19 protein-coding genes and 3 pseudogenes are annotated in these 24,364 nt (G+C 33.9%); 4 read left to right on the forward strand and 18 right to left on the reverse strand.

The genetic code is table 11. The features are described from left to right. Positions 1-106 precede the first annotated feature (106 nt). Positions 107-856: a DUF4397 domain-containing protein gene (locus U860_RS0126715; protein ID WP_025150927.1), complete on the forward strand. Its 750-nt coding sequence runs from the start codon at positions 107-109 to the stop codon at positions 854-856. A gap of 33 nt (positions 857-889) precedes the next feature. Here U860_RS0126715 and U860_RS0126720 read toward each other — a convergent pair whose 3' ends face one another. Next, complete coding sequence (locus U860_RS0126720) at positions 890-2,023, reverse strand: BA2291 family sporulation histidine kinase (protein WP_081806938.1); 1,134 nt, start codon at positions 2,021-2,023, stop codon at positions 890-892. A 577-nt stretch (positions 2,024-2,600) separates the two neighbouring features. Here U860_RS0126720 and U860_RS0126725 point away from each other — a divergent pair. Next, on the forward strand, positions 2,601-2,996 hold the full coding sequence (locus tag U860_RS0126725; protein ID WP_002171806.1) for a YueI family protein: 396 nt from the start codon (positions 2,601-2,603) through the stop codon (positions 2,994-2,996). A 40-nt stretch (positions 2,997-3,036) separates the two neighbouring features. Here the strand turns inward: U860_RS0126725 and U860_RS0126730 are convergent, their stop codons facing one another. Both U860_RS0126730 and U860_RS0126735 read right to left on the reverse strand, forming a co-directional pair. Further along, positions 3,037-4,461 carry an aldehyde dehydrogenase family protein gene (locus tag U860_RS0126730; RefSeq protein ID WP_025150929.1) on the reverse strand — a complete coding sequence of 475 codons (1,425 nt, stop codon included), beginning with the start codon at positions 4,459-4,461 and terminating at the stop codon, positions 3,037-3,039. 144 nt (positions 4,462-4,605) lie between these two features. Continuing rightward, the gene (locus U860_RS0126735; protein ID WP_025150930.1) at positions 4,606-5,961 is read right to left on the reverse strand and encodes a hemolysin family protein; all 1,356 of its coding nucleotides are present in this window, start codon (positions 5,959-5,961) and stop codon (positions 4,606-4,608) included. A gap of 365 nt (positions 5,962-6,326) precedes the next feature. On the opposite strand from U860_RS0126735, the gene U860_RS0126740 reads away from it, so the two are divergent. After that, entirely contained in the window at positions 6,327-6,812 is a 486-nt protein-coding gene (locus tag U860_RS0126740; RefSeq protein ID WP_025150931.1) for a chromosome segregation protein, read from the forward strand. Positions 6,813-6,914: 102 nt separating this feature from the next. Here the strand turns inward: U860_RS0126740 and U860_RS0126745 are convergent, their stop codons facing one another. The 12 genes and pseudogenes from U860_RS0126745 to U860_RS0126800 all read right to left on the reverse strand — a co-directional run bounded on the left by U860_RS0126745 (position 6,915) and on the right by U860_RS0126800 (position 21,023). Further along, on the reverse strand, positions 6,915-7,511 hold the full coding sequence (locus U860_RS0126745) for a hypothetical protein (protein WP_002171802.1): 597 nt from the start codon (positions 7,509-7,511) through the stop codon (positions 6,915-6,917). 317 nt (positions 7,512-7,828) lie between these two features. Next, on the reverse strand, positions 7,829-9,679 hold the full coding sequence (locus U860_RS0126750; RefSeq protein WP_025150932.1) for a hypothetical protein: 1,851 nt from the start codon (positions 9,677-9,679) through the stop codon (positions 7,829-7,831). Further along, positions 9,669-11,486 carry an AAA family ATPase gene (locus U860_RS0126755; protein ID WP_025150933.1) on the reverse strand — a complete coding sequence of 606 codons (1,818 nt, stop codon included), beginning with the start codon at positions 11,484-11,486 and terminating at the stop codon, positions 9,669-9,671. Before U860_RS0126755 ends, U860_RS0126750 begins: the two co-directional genes overlap by 11 nt. A 105-nt stretch (positions 11,487-11,591) precedes the next feature. Continuing rightward, positions 11,592-11,852, reverse strand: a complete 261-nt coding sequence (locus U860_RS0126760) for a hypothetical protein (protein ID WP_002171799.1) — start codon at positions 11,850-11,852, stop codon at positions 11,592-11,594. A 76-nt stretch (positions 11,853-11,928) separates the two neighbouring features. After that, positions 11,929-13,356 carry a basic amino acid/polyamine antiporter gene (locus U860_RS0126765; RefSeq protein ID WP_025150934.1) on the reverse strand — a complete coding sequence of 476 codons (1,428 nt, stop codon included), beginning with the start codon at positions 13,354-13,356 and terminating at the stop codon, positions 11,929-11,931. Positions 13,357-13,569: 213 nt separating this feature from the next. Then, a complete protein-coding gene (locus tag U860_RS0126770; protein WP_025150935.1) occupies positions 13,570-15,081 on the reverse strand; it encodes an ABC transporter permease/substrate-binding protein in 1,512 nt (503 codons plus the stop codon). A gap of 3 nt (positions 15,082-15,084) precedes the next feature. Continuing rightward, positions 15,085-16,032 (reverse strand): ABC transporter ATP-binding protein, encoded by a 948-nt coding sequence (locus tag U860_RS0126775; protein WP_025150936.1) that lies wholly within the window; start codon positions 16,030-16,032, stop codon positions 15,085-15,087. 103 nt (positions 16,033-16,135) lie between these two features. Then, entirely contained in the window at positions 16,136-16,693 is a 558-nt protein-coding gene (locus U860_RS0126780; RefSeq protein WP_025150937.1) for a YdcF family protein, read from the reverse strand. A gap of 63 nt (positions 16,694-16,756) precedes the next feature. Next, positions 16,757-17,986 (reverse strand): MFS transporter, encoded by a 1,230-nt coding sequence (locus U860_RS0126785; protein ID WP_025150938.1) that lies wholly within the window; start codon positions 17,984-17,986, stop codon positions 16,757-16,759. 1 nt (position 17,987) lies between these two features. Further along, positions 17,988-18,524 carry an NADPH-dependent FMN reductase gene (locus U860_RS0126790; RefSeq protein WP_025150939.1) on the reverse strand — a complete coding sequence of 179 codons (537 nt, stop codon included), beginning with the start codon at positions 18,522-18,524 and terminating at the stop codon, positions 17,988-17,990. Positions 18,525-18,668: 144 nt separating this feature from the next. Beyond that, positions 18,669-19,822 (reverse strand): annotated as a pseudogene (locus tag U860_RS32075) (glycosyltransferase family 1 protein). A 34-nt stretch (positions 19,823-19,856) separates the two neighbouring features. Next, on the reverse strand, positions 19,857-21,023 hold the full coding sequence (locus U860_RS0126800) for a glycosyltransferase (RefSeq protein WP_081806942.1): 1,167 nt from the start codon (positions 21,021-21,023) through the stop codon (positions 19,857-19,859). A gap of 273 nt (positions 21,024-21,296) precedes the next feature. Between U860_RS0126800 and U860_RS0126805 the strand changes: the two genes are divergently transcribed. Then, a complete protein-coding gene (locus tag U860_RS0126805) occupies positions 21,297-21,971 on the forward strand; it encodes a DUF2711 family protein (RefSeq protein ID WP_025150941.1) in 675 nt (224 codons plus the stop codon). A gap of 89 nt (positions 21,972-22,060) precedes the next feature. Here U860_RS0126805 and U860_RS0126810 read toward each other — a convergent pair. From U860_RS0126810 to U860_RS34340, 3 genes and pseudogenes are all read right to left on the reverse strand, one after another. Further along, a pseudogene (locus U860_RS0126810) lies at positions 22,061-22,591 on the reverse strand (6-phosphogluconate dehydrogenase (decarboxylating)); the annotation flags it as partial. Between the two features lie 23 nt (positions 22,592-22,614). Continuing rightward, positions 22,615-23,658, reverse strand: coding sequence for an alcohol dehydrogenase AdhP (adhP, locus tag U860_RS0126815; protein WP_025150942.1), 1,044 nt, complete (start codon positions 23,656-23,658; stop codon positions 22,615-22,617). A 549-nt stretch (positions 23,659-24,207) separates the two neighbouring features. Next, positions 24,208-24,364, reverse strand: a pseudogene (locus tag U860_RS34340) (RpiR family transcriptional regulator); the annotation flags it as partial.

Raw genomic sequence — 24,364 nt, forward strand, 5'->3', positions numbered from 1 at the left:
TAAAAAAATCCCTATTTTAACTTTTCTCATTTAGAAAAGCAAGTTTTTCGCATAACCCATTTCCCGCTCCGCATATAATTGTAATGATGATAAAGGAGGAATGTTCATGGCTCAATCTGAAATTGAAAAATATGGACAAGAGGCTACACGTTACGAACAGCTCGCCCGTTACTATCAATACCGTAATCCTAAAAAGTATGTAGAACTATATATGAAATACTATGATGCGATTACAAAACTTGTACAGGCATATGAAAAAAGAGATTCACAAGAAGCGACTTTACCGTCACATATGAGAATTTTCCACTCAGCTCCCAATACACCAGCTGTTGATATTATAGTAAACGGACAAAAGGTGATTAAAAATATTTCTTTTAAACAATTCAGTCCTTATTTATCTTTAGTGCAAGGAAAATACCGTATTGATATTATCCCTGTCGGAAACGAAACTCCAATCTTCTCAGCATTAGTACCAATAATGGGGAATCACACTTATACTCTTGCAGCGATCAATAGCGATAATCATCTCCAATTACAACCTATTCTTGATAATACTCATTTACCATCTGGTCAAGCAAAAATACGGTTTGCACATCTTTCCCCAGACACCCCAGTTGTAAATGTAGATTTAAAAGATGGTGATCATTTATTTGAAAATGTACTCTTTAAACAAATAACAGATTTTTTACAAGTTAGCCCCGGTACAGCGGATATTGAAGTTTCACTTGCTGATACAAAAAAAGTACTTTTAACCATACCTAAATTCAACGTTGAACCAAATACAATTCACACAATTTCAATAGTAGGTTATTCAACTGAGGATCCAAAGTTAGAGGCCGTTATGCTTACAAATTAAAACAGTCTACACCATTCGTATGGTGTAGACTGTTTATTTTTGGAAGGCAATTTGAAATTCTGTCCAATCATTATTCGAACGACACAATATGGATCCGTTATGTTTTTCTACTATTTGTTTACATACGAAAAGTCCAATACCAGTTCCTAGCTTTTTAGTAGTTACAAATGGCTCAAAAATGGTTTCTACATTTTCTGCTGGAATCATAGGCCCATTATTTTTTATAACAATGCGAATAGTTGTATCCTCTTCAAATACATCAATGATAATTTTCCGCTCTTCTTTCATTGATTCAAGAGCATCAATCGAGTTCATTAAAATATTTAAAAATACTTGTCTCACTTCACTCCGATATCCAACGAGCGGAATTGGGTACGGCAAATTCTTTTCAATTGAAACATTTGCATTCACTAAACTCGGATACAAGAACTGTATAATATCTTGAAACAAGTCATTAAGCCAAAATCGTTCAGATTCATTCCACATTTCTTTTTTCGATACAAGTAAAAATTGCGAAATCCTAAAATTTAATTGATCTAATTCATGCGAAATAATATCTAAATACGATAGATTAGGATGATCCGTCTTTAATAACTTTACAAATCCCATAATTGAAGTTAGTGGATTACGAAATTCATGCACAAAACTAGCCGACATTTGCCCTAAAATCGTAAGCCTTTCTTTATGTGTTTCATTTATATATTGCTGTTTTTCTTCTAAATTTCTCGATATAATTTCTGAGTATTTTAAAACGGTATAATAAATTAATTTGTCAAAACAAGTATGTATTTTGGCCATAATCGGTTTCAGTTCACGAGCGCTTACATCCAATTCGCACATTGCTTCAAAAAGTTCATTTCTTCCCACATTTGCATTGTAGACAAAATCTCCAATATTCGCATCTGCCCCTGCACGCTCAATGGCAATTTTTTCACATAATGGCTGAAGATAATTAATGTCTTTATCTTCCATAATAAGTTCGATAATTAACTCTAATAAATTCTCTCCATTTTGAACTACTTCGTGTTTAAATGGATCTTTTTCGGAAATTATCATTTTGTTTTTCCAGTTCTCTACGAATTGGTGCCTGTTGTTTTTCAAGTGCGAACAAAATACTTCTTTAATATCCTTATCGATTGGAAAAACCTCCATTCCCTCCATTTCCATACGACGAATACCCTTTATATTTTGAATATTAACACAAAAAATACATTTCGTTAATAGATTATTGTCACATTTTGTTAATTTCTGTTGATAAAATTTTTTTCCTTCCTTATTTAACGAATTTATCGAAAGAATTCTCCTTCCTCAAGCGTGTGAAGGGCGCTAGTCCAACGGTAGGTGGGAGATGAATTTCGGTTTGGCATAGCCAAAAACTTTTGATAAACTAGCTATATGAAGTTCTTTGATAACTTGATATATGAGGTTGCAGGAAGAAAATAGAGTGCGAAAACCAAGCCATTCGGTTCCTGCGTAAAATATCAACCGTACCAAAAGAGCGTCCAAGCGTTGGACATCTAGGGTTGGAACACTCCGAAGTAAAGCTCAGGGAGATGAAAGGTTGCTTTCGTCGTGGAACTGAGAAGCTCCCACTTCAAGCTTTGCTAAGTGGCAAGTAGTTCACTACTTTGTATTCATATATCCCTTTTTCCTTCTCACTTTTTAATTTTTTCGCATTCAAAACGACTTTTTTTGCATCCTTTTTAATTCTTGCGTACAATAGGAAGTGAAAGGTGTGAAAAATATGGTAAATAAAAATGTGGAAGACTATCTTCAAGAGGGCATTTATGGCCAAAAGCAAAACAAACCAGAAGAACGTAATATGTACTTAACTACATTACGTGAGCGCGTAGAAGTCGCTTTAACAATCGGTCAAGTAATGCAAAGTAATGTGTATACAGAAGTAACGGGTAGCATTATGCGTACTTCTCAATCATTACAACTATTCCTAAATGGTAGCATTGCTTACCCACATTTATCAAAATACATTAAATTAGCAAATGAAAAAAATGTTCCTTTTACAATTGTTCAAAATAAAGGCACAGAAACACCAATCGGTTTAGTACTATCTCATAGCACTGCTGTAGATAAAGAACAAATTTATGTTGAAGATGATATTTTCAAACAAGAAATGAAGTAATATAAAAGGTACACTTGTTTCATCAAGTGTACCTTTTACTTTATTTTTTAATACAAACTAATTTCATTTCTGTCATTTCTTCTATTGCATATTTAATTCCTTCACGTCCCGTACCACTCTCTTTCACACCACCATAAGGCATATGATCTACTCTGAATGTTGGAATATCATTAATCATGACACCACCGACTTCTAATTCATCAATGGCACGCATTGCTTTAGATAAATTATTTGTAAATAAACCAGCTTGTAGACCGTAGCGCGAATTATTTACTTGCTCTAAAGCCTCATCAAATTCTTTAAATGTATTTACAGTCATAAGTGGGCCGAATACTTCTTGACACTGTACAGACACATGTTCTGGAACATTTGTTAATACCGTTGGTTCAAATATCCTTGCATCACGCTTTTTACCACCGTATAAAACATTTGCTCCTTCCTTTATAGCTTCTTGCACCCATAATTCAATTCGCTCTACATCTTTTTTCGAAATGAGAGCAGATACATCTGTATCTTCATGGAGCGGATCACCTACAACTACCGTCTCCATCGCTTTTTTTAACTTCGTAAGAAATTCATCCATTTTCTTTTCATGTACAAATACACGTTGTACCGAAATACAAACTTGCCCATTGTTAACAAAAGCTCCCCATTTTACACGTTCAATAATCTCATCCGTTAACTCCACGTCTTCATCAATAATAACTGCAGCGTTTGACCCTAATTCTAACGTCACTCGCTTTAATCCAGCTTTTTCCTTAATACCAATTCCAACTTTTGGGCTTCCTGTAAAAGTAATAGAAGCGACATCATCGCTCTTTACTATTGCTTCTCCTACAATTGAGCCTGGTCCAGATATAATGTTGAAGGCACCATTTGGTAATCCTGCTTCTTCAAATAATTCAACTAATGCGTAAGACGATAATGGCGTTTGATCAGCTGGCTTTAACACAATTGTATTTCCAGCAGCAATTGCAGGACCTACTTTATGCGCTACTAAATTTAGCGGGAAATTAAATGGTGTAATAGCACCGATAACCCCTATTGACTTTCGGATTGTATATGCAATACGCCCATCTGCACCTGGTGCAGCGTCTAATGGTAATGTCTCACCATATATACGCTTTGCTTCTTCTGCTGCAAACTTATATGTTTGAACAGTGCGATCTACCTCTCCCCTTGCAGCACGAATCGGTTTTGCAGCTTCTTTTGCAATAATCTCTGCAAACTCTTCTCTTCTCTCATCCATTTTTTGTGCAACCTTTTCTAAAATAGTTGCGCGATCGTATGCTGATAATTTTTTCATTTCTTTCATTGCATTTTTAGCTGAAGTAATTGCTTCCTTAACATCCTCTTCTGTTCCTTGCGCAATTTTCGCTAATGTTTCTTCAGAATATGGTGCATACAACGGTTTATACGTCCCTACTGATTTCCATTCTCCATTTATATATAAATTCTTTTTCATAATGGTTCTCCTTCCGAATATTTGTATACAATAATATATTGCATTTATTTCACCTAGTGAAAGGTCTGACTTATATAATTGTATCATAGCCCAAATTTACCAAAAAACATTTTGCTCAAAAAAAACTCTGCTACAAAGCAGAGTTTACGAACTAATTTGTTCTTGTAGCGAAATCTTTTTTTCATCTCCTACAATAACGATCGGTTCTGATTGTTTCGTTACTTCTAACCTCTTAATATAGTGTCCATCTAATTCTTTCACACAAAACTTATAATTTTCAATTTCAATGGTGTCACCTTCGGAAATCTCAATATTTTTTGTTAGGATCCAACCACCGATCGTATCGACATCATCATCGTCAATAGTCAGACCTAATAATGCATTAACTTCACTAACAAGTACTTTTCCCTCTAAAATTGTTTTCGTCTCACTAACTTGTTGAATTTCCGGCTGTTCATCAGTATCGAACTCATCTTGAATATCCCCTACAATTTCTTCTAAAATATCTTCAACGGTAACAAGCCCTGATGTACCACCATATTCATCAATTAATATGGCGATATGTGTTCTTTCTCTTTGCATTTTTAAAAACAAATCATGTATTGGGATTGATTCAATAACTAGAATAATTGGTCTAACATATTGCTCTACTGTCTTTTCATTAACAGCTCGATGCTTCACAAAATCTGTAAAAATATCTTTAAAATTCACAAAACCTATTACATGGTCCTTATCGCCATCAACAACCGGATACCTCGTATATTTTTCATGAGACATTTTTTGCAAAGCCTCTTCAGCAGGCATTTCTTTGTTTAATATATTCATCTCGGTTCGTGGTACCATTATTTCTTTCGCAATACGATCATCAAATTCAAAAATTTTATTTACATATTTATATTCAGATTGATTAATTTCTCCATTTTTGTAACTTTCTGAAACTAATAATCGCAATTCCTCTTCTGAATGCACTTCGTCATGTCCTTTTGGTGGCTTCAACCCAAAAAACTTCGTAATTAACCGAGCTGATCCATTTAAAAGCCAAATGAATGGAAATGCAATACGATAAAACAAAATAAGCGGCTTAGCAACAAAAAAACTCACTTGTTCTGCTTTTTGAATCGCGAATGTTTTTGGAGCCAACTCTCCTACTACTACATGAAAAAAAGTGATAAACAAAAACACTAAAGTTACAGCAAAAATGTCTGCGAGTTGAGTAGGGATGTTCCAATTCGCAAAAAACATATCAAACATATGCTTAAGCGCAGGTTTACCTGACCACCCAATCCCAAGAGCTGTTACGGTTATTCCTAACTGACAAGCTGATAAATATTCGTCTAAGTTTGTAATGACTGTTTTGACAGATATTGCGCGATTATTTCCCTCTGCAATTAAATAATCAATTCGAGAACTCCTCACTTTAACAATTGCAAATTCTGCTGCAACGAAAAATGCCGTTAAGGCAATTAAAACAATCACTATACTTATACTATATATATCCAAATACTTTTCCTTACTTACAATGTAAGCAAGGAAGCCACCTCCTACTTAAATTTATTCAAGTGAAGTAAGCATTCTTATACTCTAATAAAATTCCACATTAGCAACCACCTTTTTATATATTATATGCATACATAAAAAAGATATTTATAATTATGATAATCTAATTAGCTTATCACCGTCAAACTATAATAATTTCAATTTTTTGATAAATGAAAAATAAATTTATGTAAATCGTATATGCTAAACAGCTAAATTTCGTGAAAAAACACTTTCTTTGCCGATTCCACACTTCTTTTGTCACTCCTGAAGGGAACTTACTATATAACTCGAAATCATTCAACAGGATATATATAGGAGGGATTATTTTGGAATATAAAACACCATTTATCGCAAAGAAATTAGGTGTTAGCCCAAAGGCTGTCGTCCGGATTGCACAACAATTAAATCTTACGATAGGAAAAAATAAATATGGTCATTTTATTTTCACACAAGGTGATTTAGATCAAATGTTAGAATTTCATCGTTCTCAAGCAGATCAATCTCATAACACTCCACCTACTCAATTAACATCGTCAAATGATTTTGAACAATTAGCAGCTCAACTAAACACAATTACGAGAAGACTAGATCGAATGGAAGAGCAAATGCAAGATAAAGCAAATGATGTCGTTACATACCAACTATTACAACATCGCCGCGAAATGGAGGAAATGTTAGAGCGAATTCAAAATCTAGAAGGTGCCCTAAAGAAAGAAGAACCAATATATATTACTCCTGATGCAAAAACAACATATGTAAGAGAAAAGAAACCAAAGCGTCGTAAAATGATTTTTAGTATATTTGGACTATAACCTTGTAGACCCTTATTACAAGAATAAGGGTCTACTTTTTTGTATAAAGAAAGATGTCCGTGATTAGACACCCTTCTTAAAACTATACATATTCATATAGTTTTATTTTGTTAACATAATATTTTTACTGTATTCTGCAATAAGTGCCTGTGCATGAGCATTCCCTTGAATAATATCACGGAATTCTTTCAAAGAATACAAATGTGTAGCCCCTTTTCGAGCATGAATTCGTACTGGTACACCTTGTAAAGTATCATGAAACTGGAATGGATTATCAATCGGTTCAATTGGAAAACCGAGTGTAAGTAAATACATATACATTCTTTTTGTAACTGCTGCAATATACCATTCAGCTTTCGTCTCTAACGCATGCATAAATAAAATAGCTGTTAACCTTTTGAAATGCCCTCTCCCCCGAGACGTTTTCGCAATGCTTAACTTTCCTATTTCATACACATTTTTCAAATCTTTCACCAAATCATTTTTAGAAAACGGATAGAAAAACTCAGAATTTGATTGTTCAGGTACCGTATACTTAATACATTCTACAGTACCAATATGATGTTCATCTTCTATTAATAAAAATCGTGATGGATTTAAATTACGTTCTACAAACATTAAGTTTCTTTCCTCACAAAAATCTCCCCACAGTTGCTCGAACCAAAAATGTTCTTCCTTTGTTTGAACACGCTGGAACATATTTACCCGCCTTTCCCATCGCCGCTCTGTTTTTGATAACGCTTTCACTATATATCATATAAGAACAAATCTTCGTATGCAACTAAAAATATTTACGTCTTATTATATTCTGCAAAATGAATTAAATTCCTACTAATAACCTTTTATCTCACATGCATCATTTCTTACTTCCACGTACTATCGCACACATAAATAGATCCAATTCCTCTGTTGAAAGATGCTGATAATTTTTCAGTTCGAACCGTCTCACATGTCTTTCCTTACTGCATATAATTCTTCTTAACCTAAAGAAATCCTTTTTAAAAAAAGGATTTCTTTTACATTTCATTACTTTTTAACCATTTCTCAAAAATTTGAATCATCCCATGCTTCCCAGCCAATTTCTCTTCTCCTTGTTTCGTTTTATATGGATATAGTTGTAAAAACACTCCACAACCAGATTCAATTTTTTTACTGTGCATATGGCTACCTGGATATACACAAATCACTTCATAAATCGCCCTTCTCTGAAAAATTTGTTTTCCATTCTGTTCTTCTACATATTTAATAGACCAGTACTTATACATTTGCTCCGTTGCTTTTGTATTACCGACAGGCTGAAAAATATTGTACATAGGACTATATTTCACTTCGACAATAATAGATGATTTGTATACATACTTCTCTTCTTCCTTTACATAACAATCTAAACGAATATCTGGCTTTTTTGTGTCCTCTCCATTATAAAAATTACTTCCCTTACTTAATGCAATAAGTGGATGTGTTTCAATTAAATCATTAAACGCGACGTGCACCTTTATCTCATCTTGATGTAAAACAACTGTCGTTCCATCTTGTAATCCATCTAAATAAAAATGTTCTTGTATTTGTTCACGGATAGGATTCTTATATTCAAATCCGATTTGTTCTAATATAGAAATAACGATAAAAAAAGCGTAATACTCATACACTAGAAATGTTGGCTTATATACGAATAATAAAGATGGAGATTGCCCAGTATGTTGTGGTAACAATTCTAAATGATGGATTAATTGTTGATGTGGTATAGATAAAGAGTGAGAATTAATATTGGCTGTTTCAGAAACTTCCCTCCAAAATGAAGAATATAACAAATTTTGAAAGTATTGCACGCTTTCATGTACGATATGTGCTAAAATTTTATATTCTTGTATTTTCACAGAATTTTTTCGCAAATCTGCTTCTTTCAACAAATGTATATTTTTATATTTTTGTTTTTCCCTATCCGTCACTGATCCATTTCGTTCAATCGTTTTCATAATTGTTTTAACAGATTGAAATTCGTCTAATTTTTTTTTCTTTGCTCCTTCTAGTATTTCAATAGTTTTACGTAAAAAAATTTCTGCTTCAAGTAAATAATTATAGAATAGCATCGTTTTAAATTTAAGAAATGCATTTTCTTTACTATTTTTTTGTTCTATAAATTTGCGATTATAATATTTCGTATAAAGTTTTCTTTCTGCCATAATGGCACTTTTTCTCGTCGTCCTCCGTTCCTCCATTTCCCATTCATATTCGTGAACAAACTTCGCATTCGATTCTACTTTCGTAAAAATTTGTTTTATTTTTTTCATTTTTTGCGGCAACTTCCTTAGTAATACTAAGTAAGAAGAATCCTCAATATCACTAAGTGCTGAAAAAGTTTTTTTATAATAACCTCTATCTAAAATCAACTCATTCAAAATTGATTTCACATAATTTTGGATCATTCCAAATTGGTCATCAAAAAAATTTTTAGGAACGACTTGAAACGCACCATAATACGTTTTGTCTTCTATGCGCACTTCAAAATGATATAAGCCACAGCGCCACGGATAAAAAAATTCAGTTTTTCCATGTTCATACAATAATACTCTTTGTTTTTTTTCATTTAAATCATATTGTGGCTCTTTTATATTCTTTTGTCCCTCATATACTTTATTCCATATGAATGTAATATCCATCGGATTTTGATAATGGAAATGTAATCTTAGTGGTTTTAATTCTTGTACTTTATAAATACATTGAACTAATGCTGTAGTAGACGTACAAAGCCGATTTAAAAGGATAAAATCTCCTTTCCCCTCCGTTCCAATGATTAGCTTTAATACAAACGGGAGCGTTTCTTTCGTATCGACAATTGCTGTTTCATAACGCTCCTCATTTTGCATATCCATACAACTCCAGTTCTCTACGCTTTTGCCTTATATACGCTAAAGAATGCTCAAATGTTGATACACGATTTGCAAGCGAAGACTGTAAAAGCGGTATCAATGTTGCTCCTCTTTTCGCTTCTTCAGAAAGCAGAGGGCCAATCGTCATTTCTGTCCCCCTTAATTTTGTTAATACACGTTGCTTTATTTGCAAATCAAAGGCTTCTTCTCTGCTAATCATATAAGATTGATTATTTTGGAACGGTATATTTTGCAAATACGAAGCAATTGCACTTGCACATCGAAAAGAAATCCCTTTTGATGCATCGTGTGATGACAAAACATCATGTAACTTATCCAATAACTCCAATTCCTCTTCAGAAAACACCTCGGTCATTTCTTTATTCCTAAACCAATTTATTCGAAATTCTCCCGTCGTTACTTTCAGCGGTGGTTGCTGTACAACTTTCTCCTTTTCTAAACTCATCTCACAAAATGGAATCTTTTGTAGTGTAATCAAATTTGTTCGATCTAATAATCGATCTGAGAGCTCTTTCGTCGTTTCGTCAAAATTTACAGTACCAATGAAAATAACGTTCTCCCCAATTTCAACTGTAGGCGGAATGGGATTTTCTGTTTCCAGTACTTTCTCATATAAATTCAAAATACGATTTTTCTTCTCAAGTTGAAGAACAGATAAAAATGGAGTAAACCAAAGCTCAATATGTGACATGTTCATTTCATCAAACACAACTATATATAATTGATTTGGATTTTCTTTCGCTTTCAATAACGTCCGAACTAACTTCGTTTCGCTTTCAATAAAAGTACCATTCGGATGAAGATATCCGAGTAAATCATGTGGTTCTTGATACGATGGTAAAATAGGAATCCAAACTAATTCTTCACCATAATGTAAGCCAAGTGCTTCTGCATAAGCTTGCACAAAGCGCGATTTCCCAACACCTGGTATACCACCAAGAATCGTTAACAAATTTGTTTTAACACTAATATGAAAATTATAAATATCCGTTTCATCCAAATATAACCTTTTATTACGAACTACGCTTTGTACATACTGTAAAAAAGAGGATTCACGCTCATCCCATTCCCAATCCTCCTTTTGTACTTTTATATCCTCTACTTCAACTAGCTTACCTTCTTCAGCAATTCGTTTTTTTAATTGCTCATACACATTCTCACTTACAAAATATAAATGATCTTCTACTGCTATTTCTACATGTTTTCCCCAATCATTTATTTCAATATATTTACATTCTTTTCTTTGTTCAAAATACGCAATTGAACTTATTGTTGATTTTAATGATAAATTTCCATATAGCCTTCCTTCATGCCATAATAATTCAGGAGACTCAAAGTCTTTTGGTAATTTCGGCATAAGAAATGATAAATAACCATTGCTAAGCTTCCGTTCCAAAGACTCACCTTTTCTATAATTAGATACTTTTGGTGTTGGAATCAGTTTATATGCAGTTGCTATTTCTCGCGGCTCTTCTGTGCATATTAACTCCAGAAATAAATTTCCTCTATCATAATAAAGACGAAACATTACTAATTGCTTTTCTAATTTTCGCTTCTTTAAATCTGAAAAGATTTTTTTATTCTTTTTATTGCTGCATAATCCTTCAAACAAATAGTTTTCAGTTGTAAATAGCTCTTGTAACGTTAATGGTATTGGCGAAAGGCATTGTACATAGAAATTCTCCCCGTTTTTCTCTCCCTCCGCTTTTGCAAATTTCCCAATAAACCTCATATAATACATTCGCTTTATAAAACTTGGATGAAGAGCTTTATGTAATTTCACCGTAGTCACCTTCTTTTTTCATACTATTCTTAGTGTATGAACTACTACCAAAATTAGAAATAAAAAACCTAACGTCATCCGTCAGGTTCAAAAATAAAACGTATATTAATGAGAAGGAAATGCTTTTTTTTCTTGTAAAATGGCATTATGAGCAATTTTCATTTTAGCAAGCACGTACCGTAATCGATCTTCGGCATTTTCATCTTTATTTTGCTGCAACTCCGCCAAATTCTCTACAGAACTCGCTAAATTTTCAATCACTCCTCGTAGTTCAGGATGATGATTAAAAAAAGACTCTTGCACTAGTACTTTCCTTAAATCACTAGCTAAATCCATAATTCTAGACAACTGTTCTTTTTCTTCCATTTTCATCCCTCCTGAATATCTTATGTATTAAATATTCTCTAACCAAAGAAAAAAGCCCTTTAAATTAAAAGGACTTTTACATTTTTATATTTCCTGTCACTAGCATATAAAGTGATGTGATAGCTGCAATAACAATTCCCCACATAACATATCTCTCTTTACCTGTAAAACAACGATTCCCTTGTTCTTTTCTTGCAAACATGTACACAATAATCCCAATACCATATACGATTGAAACAAGCAATAAATTCTTTAAACCAGCTGCATATATGAGCCATACAGAATATACAGAAGCAATTAAAGCTAACAAGCCATTTTTTACTCTCGCAGCTTTCAGCTCTTTCGTAATGACTAATTTCAATTGAAATAGGGCTGATAATAAATACGGTAATAAAATTGATGTTGACGCAATAAAATACATAATTTGATATGTCGATTCTGAAAACAGAACGATTATAAATATAATTTGGGCAACGACATTTGAAATCCATAATGCCATATGCGGCGTTTGCTTCTTATTTGTTTTCGTAAAGACTTTCGGAAACACTCCGTCTTTTCCTGCTACGTGAGAAATTTCAGAAACAAGTAAAAGCCAACCAATTAATGTGCCTACAAGTGAAGCAACTAATCCGATGTTAATCGCAACTGCCCCCCATGGTCCAACAACATGTTCTAATACATGTCCCATTGAAGGAGTTTCTAAAACAGAAAGTTCATTTCTCGTCATGGCTCCCATTGATAGTACAGAAATTAAAATATAAATAGACATAACTAAAATCAATCCAAGTACTGTCGCTTTTCCAACGTCTCTGCTATTTTTAGCTCTTCCTGATAATACAACTGCTCCTTCAACCCCAATGAATACCCAAAGAGTTACAAGCATTGTATTTTTCACTTGACCAAGTACAGAGGAAACTGAGATTGTTCCTTCTCCCCAAAAGTCATGTGTAAATGTATCCCAGCGAAATGCCGTTACCATCACAACAATAAATAACAAGATCGGAACTAATTTCCCAATTGTTGCGATAACATTCATAATGGAAGCTTCACGAATTCCAAATAAAATAAGAAAATGAAGTGTCCATAATAAAAGGGAGGCACCAACGATGGACGCAATATTATTTCCTCCTTTAAAAATTGGGAAGAAATAACCTAATGTGCTAAACAATAACATAATTGTTGCGACATTTCCTAAAATTCCTGCCAGCCAGTAGCCCCACGCACTGTTAAAACCAATATATTCACCGAATCCAGTTCGTGCATAACTATAAATTCCGCCCTCAAGCTCCGGTTTTTGTCTTGCTAACGTTTGATATACGAGCGCAAGTGGAATCATTCCCATCGCTGTAATACACCAACCAATTATCGTTGCACCACTATTTGCTCCTACTGCTAAATCATGCGGTAAACTAAAAACACCACCACCAACCATCGTTCCAACTACTAATGCGATTAACGGAAAAAATCCTAACTTCTTTTCTATTTGTACCACCCCATCTGTCATTCTAGGTGTTATGTTCGTTCAACTATTAAAGTCACCTTTTTCTCTAATAGACGTTTCTCTTATATTTTTTCAGGAAAACATTACTTATTCTAAAAGAAAATGAAGAAAAATGGAATACTTTTTTGAAAAAATGTATAAGTATGCACAAAAAAACCGCTCATTTTGTAATGAACGGTCATTTCAAACATATAAAATTGTATATTTCTTGTAAAATTAACGAAGTAAATTCTCTTTTTGTAAAAATTGTTTTGCTACTCCTTCACTACTTTTTCCATTCACATTTACTTCATAATTCATTTTTCGCATTTCTTCATCTGTAATCTTTCCAGCTAATTTATTCAATACATTTTCAAGTTCCGGATATTTCTGTAACGTCTCTTTTCTTAATAATGGTGCTCCTTGATAAGGCGGGAATAATCCTTTATCATCTTTTAGTACTTTAAGTCCATATTGCTCCAATTCACTATCAGTTGAATATGCATCGATTACGTTCACATCACCCGATTGAATTGCACTATAACGTAATTTCGGTTCCATCGTTTTAATATTTGAAAACTTATAATCATATAATTTTTGCATGCCTTTATAACCATCTTCACGATCAGCAAATTCTAATGTAAATCCCGCTTTCGCATCCTGTGCAATATTTCCTAAATCAGAAATTGTATTTATATTATATTGATCTGCCATTTTTTTCGGCATTGCTAGTGCGTATGTATTGTTATACTCCATCGGTTGTAACATGACCATATTATATTTCTTTTCCATTCCGATGCGAGCCTGTTCATATACTTCATCGCGATTTGTACTTTTCGGTTCTTCTTTCACAAAAGTAGATAAAGCTGTTCCCGAAAATTCAGGGTATATATCTACTTCTCCTGACTTTAACGCTTCAAATACAAATGCTGTTTTCCCAAGACCTGGTTTTAATTCTACGTGTAAATCTGTATCCTGTTCAATTAGCTGCTTATACATTTGAATTAAAATTTCTGGTTCAGATCCTAGTTTACCAGCAATAACAATATCTTTCTTTTGTGTATTCCAAAGAAATGGTGAAACGACAACTACGATTACGATACATATCGTCAATATAACACGCTTAGGAGAGCGTTTTGGACTTTCAAGCATACGAAGTACTATATCAAAGAATAAAGCGAGTAACGCAGCTGGTAAGGCCCCTAAAATGATAAGTGCATGATCATTCCGGTCGATACCGAGTAGTATGAGCTTACCGAGTCCACCAGCACCTATTAAAGCTGCTAATGTAGCCGTTCCAACAATTAAGACCATCGCTGTACGAATACCAGCCATAATAATTGGTAATGCAAGAGGAAGCTCTACCTTCCATAATCTTCTCCAGCTATTCATCCCCATAGCTCTCGCCGCTTCTATAAGAGATTCATCTAATTCCCGTATTCCTGTATATGTATTTCGTAGAATAGGTAATAGTGCATACACAACTAATGCGATAATAGCTGGTAGTTTTCCGATTCCTACTAATGGAATTAAAAGTCCAAGTAAAGCAAGTGATGGCACTGTCTGCATAACAGCAGAAGTCCCTATTATAAATTCAGCCATTCGTTCTTTTCTCGTTAATAAAATACCAAGCGGAACCGCAATGATTACTGCAAAAAATAATGAAATAAGCGATATTTGTAAATGCTCACTTAACGCACTTAGCAATTCTACTTTTCGTTCTTGGAACGTTTGAATAAAGTCAGTCACTGTTTAGCCTCTCTCCTTCATTTGTTCAACTATGTAATTTATTATATGGCGGCTTGTTAACGCACCAACATATTCACCATTTTCTTCAACTGACACTGACTCTTCAACTTGTAAGCGAACTAGTGCTTCTTGTAAAGGAGAATTTAAAGATAAAGCATTCCCTTCTACTCGTATGCTATTGTCTAGCGGCAATATATCTTCTACATGCTTCCCCTCATACCAAGTGCGTCCACGATTTCCAATGAACTCCTCTACAAACTCATTTTTCGGATTATGTATAATACCTTCTGGTGTATCTAATTGAACAACTTTTCCTTCTCTCATAATACAAATGCGATCACCCAGTGATAATGCCTCTTGCATATCATGAGTTACAAACACTATCGTTTTTTGAATCTTTTTTTGCAATTGTACAATATCCTTCTGGAGTTGTTCCCTGCTTAATGGATCTAACGCACTAAATGGTTCATCCATAAGAACGATTTTGGGATTAGCAGCTAATGCCCTAACAACACCAACACGCTGCTTTTGCCCTCCTGATAATTCATCGGGCATACGGTCGCGATATACATCCGGATCTAATCCAACCATATGTAGCAGTTCATCGACACGCTCTTGTATTTTCTTTTTGCTCCATTTTCTCATTTCAGGGACAACTGCAATATTTTCGGCAATTGTCATATGTGGAAACAAAGCAATCTGCTGCAACACATACCCAATATTCCAACGCAGTTCGTTTATATTATATTGTTGAATATCTTTTCCATCGATTAAAATTGACCCTTCCGTCGTTTCAATTAAACGATTAATCATCTTCATTGTCGTTGTTTTCCCACAACCACTCGGACCAATGAGAACAAAAAATTCTCCCTTTTTAATTTCTATATGCAATGAATCCACTGCTTTTGCGCCATCTTCATACGATTTTGACACATGATTAAACTGAATCACAAACACAACTCCTTTATTGTTGTTTTCTTTATTTTGATGGAATATGGAACTCTTTTCAAATGATACGCATTATTCTATAAAAAAAAGAGCTCATATTTGAGCTCTAACGGTCGAACAATATTGTTTTCATAATAGCAACATATTCACGCACATACATTTTTTTCTTAGAACGTCTCGGTGTTTCAGCAGCTAATGCCTCCATCTTCATGCCTAAACGCTTTGCAATTATTTTCGTTCGATATAAATGATACGTATTACTTACAACTACCGCATGTTTTACATCAAATAAATCCATACTAAACTTTAAATTTTCATACGTATTTGTAGAGTGGTCTTCCATAAAAATACGACTCTCATCTATACCGTGTACCATTAAATAGTTTCTCATACTGTGAGCTTCCGGTATATCTTCATCCTCCCCTTGACCACCTGAAACAATTACTTTCACCTCAGGATGAGAATATAAATACTCCAACGCTACATCTAAACGGTTTTGGAGTGATAAAGACGGTCTATCTCCAAATAACTTTGCACCTAATATAAGAACGTATGGAGAGTGATTACTCAATTTTTCACGAGCAACTTTATTCATTCGAAACGTCATATAAATGATGTATAGCGGCGGTAGTATTAAAATTATAAGCAAGATCCATTTGTTCATAAATAAGTTTGCACTCCCTTTCTTTTTATTATATAAAAAAAGAAAGGGAGGCAGAAGTACTTTTTAAACGATTGATTTATTAGGAACATTCGTCCCTACTTTACGTTGTGATAGCACATAATAAATAGCGATTCCTAATGAAAGAATCAATATACAGCTTAATACGTAAAACGAGAGCATTACCCCAGCTTTAGATACACCGACTGTAAACAGCATTAATAATACAATTCGTATTCCTGTACCAATTAAGCGAAATAAGCTATCTACACGGCCCATTACTTCATTTGGGATTTCCTCCATCATCAATACATTTCTCGCCACTCTTGTACCAGCGTTTCCAATTGCATGAAAAATGGCAATTCCATATACTAACATAATGGACGGTTCAATAATCATTGCGGTAATTGAAATTACATATATGAGCATCGTCATGACGATTGAAACTTCTGTCTTTATATATTTCATCATAATTGGAATACTTATTCCTGCAAGAACCGCTCCGACACCGTACATCATACCTTCTATTGCGTATACAGAGGCACTGGCTTTTAGTATATCTGAAATATATACCGGGATTAAATAATTTGCCATCATGACACCGATAAACGGCATATAAGTCGCAAGTAAAAACCAAAAGAGCTTAGGACGTTTTTTCATAAAGTGAATCCCTTCGAACAATTGCTTCTTAAATGTTACTTTCCTTTTTACTTCTTTTTTCTTTACGTACGGTATACATAAGAAAAGGAAGAATGCTCCTGCAAAAGTTAACATATCTACTAACAAGATCCATTTCAAAGAAATGATCTCAATTAGAAAGCTAGCAGCCGCTCCTGAAATAACTTGTGTTAACTGTCCTTGTATTTCCATCGTTCCACTTAAACTTTTATAATGTTCTGCTTGAAATATCTCTTGGTTAAACGCAAATATTGTTGGATAAAATAATAGATAGTAGAATGACCCTGCTATATAAATAAGAATATAGTGAATAGAATGATAAGGTTGCCCAGCAAATCCCCATATAGCCATCATTCCTATAACGGCTATCCCGATACCTTCGTTACATAACAATAAAGATTTTCTTGAAAAACGATCAATACTTTGCCCGATAAACGGTGTTAATAAAAACATAATAAGAGTTGAAATGATCGAAACATAACCGAATGTTGTCTCTCCTCCACTCTCTTTAATTAACAACCATGGGATCGTTATCATTACAATCCCGGAACCAATAGCAGATAAACTATTGGCCCCTAGAATGTAATACAAACGAGAATCTTTATAAAGAGATGACATATCACTCAACTCCTAGTTGTTTTTTCACCTCTTTATATACGCCCATATATGCTTTTAATTCTTTAACTAAATCATGAATTAATGGTTTTGCATCTTCTCCAAGTTCACCATCTTGTACATGTAATCCATCAAGTACAACTTGTTTTGGTATTGCATTTGCGTAAACACCTCTAGCAACAGTGCGCATACTATTTAATGCGTTAATTCCTCCTTTACCGCCTCCTGCAACCGCTAGTAATGCCACCGGTTTATGGATGAATTCACTGCTACTTAAGTAATCTAACGAATTTTTCAGTGCTCCGCTCATCGCATTATGATATTCTGGTGTACATAGTACTACACCGTCTGCTGCTTTCACTAAAGCTTTTAATTTTTTTACTGCTTCTAATTCACGTTGTGATTCTTCTCCATTATATAAAGGCAATTCCTCTACTGCTAAATCGTATAACTCCCCTTCAAATTGCTCTGCGATATATCTTGCAATAACACGCGTTCTTCCAAATTTTCTTGGTGTACCGTTAATTACGACTAGCTTCATAATTATTTCTCCCCTTTGTTTTCAAGTTATACTTATATATTATCAGAAATTTCTATACAAAATACAGCAAAAAGAGGGAAAAACTTTCATAAAATAGTATGAGAAATAAAAAAGAACTCATACTTTCGTATGAGCCTCACAAAATTAGTTTTTTTCACCTTTATGATTTAGTGTAAGTATGCTTTCTTTAGCTTCAAAATGATTAAACGCTTTTTCAGCTAATTTTGTTCGCTCTTCTGGCAATTCTATATATTTCATTACGTTTTCTACAATTTTTTCGTATGGTGTGAATACAATTCCAGGCCACTCTATCTCGTCCTCTGGATTACTATTTTCCGAAATAATAAACTTCTTATTTGCAACAGCATAAGAAACCCGGGGTGTTTCAAGAATTCCTGATAAATAAAAATGAATATTTAATATTATTTTAGACCTTGCAATCAACTCATTTCTAACAATTCCCCATGCGTTATTTTTAAAAACAATATTTAAATGTGGAGCAACTACTTTTAATTGATCGAAAATAACTTGCCGTCTCAGATTAAGAGCACCTATAAACAGGATATCAATATCTTCAGAAATTTCATCTTCAAATGCATCTTTCTTTATTTCCAAAGTTGGGGCGTAGTTCATTCCTACATATTTAATCTCTTTTCCTACCCTTTTTGTATTAACCATTCTATATTTTGTTTACTGTAATCCCAAATCTCCCTATCTTTTAATAATATTAAATAAAGCGGATGTGCATAAGGGCTTCCTTCATATAGCTGCTCTAAATTATAAATTATTGCGTCTTTCGGAAGGGCATTCGGGTTAAATGCATATGTATGCGCTCCGAAAACAATCGTCTTCTTTGCATTTTCTAATATTGTTTCTGATAGAATAACGGTATTTCCCTCCTGCTCCAATCGCCATTTCAAAGCTCGTACAACATCTATGAAACTACCATACGTATTCGGACATATAAATAGGCAATAATCATATTCTTTATTCAAATAAGCTTCCATTAATCTTAAATTATTTTTATATAACTCTACTTCAGGATGTTCAGCTAACAACTGATTCGCATATTTTTTTGATGCTTTATGCAATCCGGCATAATAAGCAGCTATGCATCTTTTTAATTCAACTCTTTCCCGATGTTCTTTCGATATATCCATGTCTAATAGAAGGTTTGCGATAAAATACGCTTTTAAATGATCACGATCGTAATAATAATCTAGTAGTGGGATTAATTCTTCTGACGTATTACCATGCACCGCTTCCCCTAGTTCAATCGCCCATCGTATTAATTCCATGATTACTCCACTACTCCTTTAATCCAAAATTTATTTAATAAAATTTCGCATTATTCTCTACCATACCCGCTATATGCACTGGTAACTCTTCTTTTTTCGATTCAAGATACTTTTGTGATTGTGCACCTAAATGTTTTTTATGAGGTATATAGTAACCACTTATAGAAATTTCATAGTCAAATAAGTAATCATATACATGGTAATCTACAAATAAAAGATCCTCTGTTGGAAAAGGAATTTCTTTCCCTTGTAGTGCATACATCAAAGCGATATTATTTTGTGATCGTAGTCGATACAATTTTGCAAGTTGGTATAAAGGTTCGGCTCGAGTTGGTCTGTATTCCCATGCTTTTTGAAAATAAAAAATAGCTAACGCTAAATATTGTTCTTCTTGCTCCTTGGCATGTTCTTTTTCCTCACTATCTGTTAATTCATGTTTTTTGTATGATGAACCATTCGCTAAATATTCATAACAAAATCCTATTCGCAATAGCGAATAGAATACCTCTTCAGTCCATCCTCCTGCTTCCACTCTTTTTTTATACCACTTAATCGAATCTTCAAATTGATTTAAATGATAATAAGTTTGAGCTAAATAAAATAAATATCTTATGTGCAAATCTGGAGTCGTTTCTGGATCATTTATCCCTTGTAACAACAATCTCTCATCTCTTTCAAATTTATCACTTTTACTTCCACCATCTCCAGGATCATTAACGATAAGAGTATCTAACCTAGCTACTCTTATATTGTAACCCGCTCCAACTTTAGAACGATCAATATCCCAGTACTCATGAGTAACTCCTACAGATTTCCACGGTAAAGAAGCCTTTAAAAGACGTGTAAGCCAATATTTAATATGAATATCATATTGCAGTGTAAGATAATGATCTTCAGTTAAACTACTTTTATCAAAAGTTGGTTCAACTTCTAAAATCATGTCCGCATCAAGTATTAATAAATAATCTGCTTCTGGATATGCTTTTTGAGCTAACGAAACTGCTAAACTTCTATTATAACCAAAGTTCTTGAATGGTTCATGATGGACCGTCCCTGGTATCCTACTTTCTTTACACCAATTTTCAATAATTTCAGGTGTATTATCTGTCGATCCGGTATCACAAATAGAAACAAAGTCTACAATGGATTTTGTTGCATTTAAACACCTCTCCATTATCCTCGATTCATTTTTCACAATCATACAAAGGCATAATTTTTTGTCTGTTCTTTCATTGTTCTCCTTCGCATTTACCACTTGACCACCTCATATTTTAATAACACGCTCTTTTCATATGTAACACCATCGCTTAACTATACTCATGACGTAATCACCCTTTTACTATTTATGAAAACTTCATTTTATTTATTCTTATTTTTATGTTGGGACATCTTTGATGCTTCACTGTATATTTGATACAATCCGTATAAAATGGAACTCATTATATTTCATTGTTTGAGAGGAGGTTTTATTTTGTTGGATTACATTTGGTTAGATGACAACTCTACAATTTTAGAACAACTACCAAGCAACTTTAAATCTGCAGCGATATTGCTTCACTCTTTTGTCCAAATGCCTTCAGGGTGGGAAAAGTCAGTGAGAAAAAGACACTATCAACACATATATCCAAGTGCTGAAGAAATCATTCATGATGGGAAATCCGCTTCTTGGAAGGAAATTATGTCTCATAGTGGATTAAATTCATACGCAGAACTAGCTATAGCCTTGTTAACCTCCATTAGTGCCTTTACAGAAGAATATAAAAGAGAGGACTTAGCTGAAAAGCTAAATTCAAGCTTTAAACAAGATCTTTATTATCCAACAGAAGATCATACGTCTATATTTTTATTAAATACTTTACTTAAGCTCCTCGGTTCTAAAGGTGCAAAAAATCTATATTTCTCTGAACTAACCCTTGATAACAACGGATTATTACAGGTAAATGATACTACCCCCTTAGATATTTGGGACCTTAGCTATAATGAGTTAATTATTACTGACGAAAACAAGGATTATGCATTTATGAGTATTTATGAATCCTTTACAACTTTGTTATTAGCTAAAGACGAAAATATAGAATACATTGTTCAATCGATGAACGTTGAAGCTGTCATATGCGACCCAAAAACGTGTGTTGATTGGTATTTTTAAATTAGGAATATCTTAAACTATGTTTTATAAAATCTAAAATAAAAAAGAAACTTGTACATAAGCACAAGTTTCTTCATTAAAACCATTCCCTATTTTTTAACAACCTCATGTCCACCGAATTGATTACGAAGAGCTGAAACAACTTTCCCATGGAATGTATCATCTTCTTGAGAACGGTAGCGCATAAATAATGACATTGCGATAACTGGTGCCGCTGCTTGTAGTTCAAGCGCAGTTTCAACAGTCCATTTCCCTTCTCCTGAAGAGTTCATTACACCTTTAATACCATCAAGTTTCAGGTCATCTGCAAATGCTTTTTCAGTTAAGTCCATTAACCAACCACGGATAACTGATCCATTTGCCCACACTTTCGCAACATCTTCATAATTAAAATCAAAATCACTTTTATCTAAAACTTCAAATCCTTCAGCAATCGCTTGCATCATTCCATATTCAATACCGTTATGAACCATTTTTAAGAAATGACCACTTCCCTCGCGGCCTGCATAAGAATAACCGTTCTCTACTGCTAAATCTTTAAGTAAAGGTTCTAATTGATCATAAATTTCTTTTTCTCCACCAACCATTAAGCAAGCACCGTATCTTGCTCCTTCTACACCGACGATGATTTAAACAAATTAAATTATTTACAATCGCAATTACACTTATGCTGTTTAAAATCGATTACCATACGCCCCTGAATCCTACCTTGTTCCATTTCTTCGAATACATCTTGTACTTCATCTAGTGGACAAGTTTGAACAACCGGCACTACTTTGCCTTCTGCACCGAACATAAATGCCTCCTCTAGGTCCTTACGAGTACCAACTAGAGAACCAACTACTTCAATTCCGTCTAGTACAAGTCGTGGAATGTTTAAGTCCATAGTTTCTACTGGTAAACCTACCGCAACTACTTTACCGCAAGCACGTACTGCATCAACTGCTGAGTTGAAGGCTACTTTAGAAACTGCTGTTACTACAGCAGCATAAGCGCCACCAAACACCTCTTGAACAATCTGATCAGCAGGACCTTGAGTAATTGGATTGATAGTCATATCGGCACCAACCTCTTTTGCTAAGGCTAATTTGTCGTCATTGATATCTACTGCAATTACCTTTGCACCAAATACATTCTTAGCATATTGGATAGCTAGGTTACCTAATCCACCACAACCATAGATTACAATAGGTTGACCAGGTTTAATGTCTGATACTTTAATAGCTTTATATGTAGTTACACCTGCACATGTAATTGATGATGCTTGAGCAGGATCTAATCCTTCTGGCACTTTCACCGCATAATCAGCTGTAACAATACATTGTTCAGCCATACCACCATCTACTGTATAACCAGCATTCTTAACTTCACGACAGAATGTTTCTCTACCAGTTACGCAATATTCACAACGTCCACAAGATTGGAACATCCATGCAATACTTACACGGTCACCAACCTTAAGTGAAGTAACATCATCAGCAATTTTAGTAACAATACCTACACCCTCATGACCAAGGATGCGGCCATCTGTATTACCAAAATCATGATTCGCAACGTGTAAGTCAGTGTGGCAAACTCCACAATACTCTACATCTACTAACGCTTCACCTGAGCGTAACGGACGTAATTCTTTTTCAATAACTTCAATGTTTGCTTTGCTGTTTTTATTAACCACTACTGCTTTCATATGTGATCTCCCCTTTAGTGTTTTAGAGTTTTAATGAGTTCATCTCACAACTTCTGTCTTCACTGTTTTGGCTAATTATTGTACCAAATTTAAGTGTTCAATCATCATTACATGTTCATCATAACATTTAATTTTACAAACACATTTTGAAATATTGAACAATATTTGAATTATTACATAAATCGTTTTTGATGTATTTTTTAAAAAAAACTGAAATTTTTATTCAGAATTTTATCATATCCACATTGGGATTTAGCAGGCTATTCTTAGGATTTCAAATGCGAAGTATATTGAGGTTAAAAAAATAAATGGTTTTAAAGATGGGAGATTATGACTATAAGAAAAATATTTTAAATAAATTTTTTGTAGTTCATCTTGGGGTATTTACTTTTCTTAGCTTAATTGTGATTTGATATCACCGATAAAACTAAAGGAGAAGCTATAGATAAACATGTGGCATATTTCTACGTGCAATTATTACAAGTAGATCTAGAGGATATATCAACTGACTATTCACCAATATAAAAAGCTCTTCATTTGAAGAGCTTTTTATATTCGCTTCATCGAAATTGTTTCACGTATGCTTTGTAAATTTTGTAGTGTTTCCTCTTGTCGCTGCAACGAAAATCCTACATACAAAGTATCTAATAAACTTAACTGTGCTAATCGTGATGAGCTCGCTTCTGTACGAGGGCACTGAAAAACT

The organism is Bacillus sp. H1a (assembly GCF_000633475.1).
In the GTDB taxonomy this organism is placed as follows: domain Bacteria; phylum Bacillota; class Bacilli; order Bacillales; family Bacillaceae_G; genus Bacillus_A; species Bacillus_A paramycoides.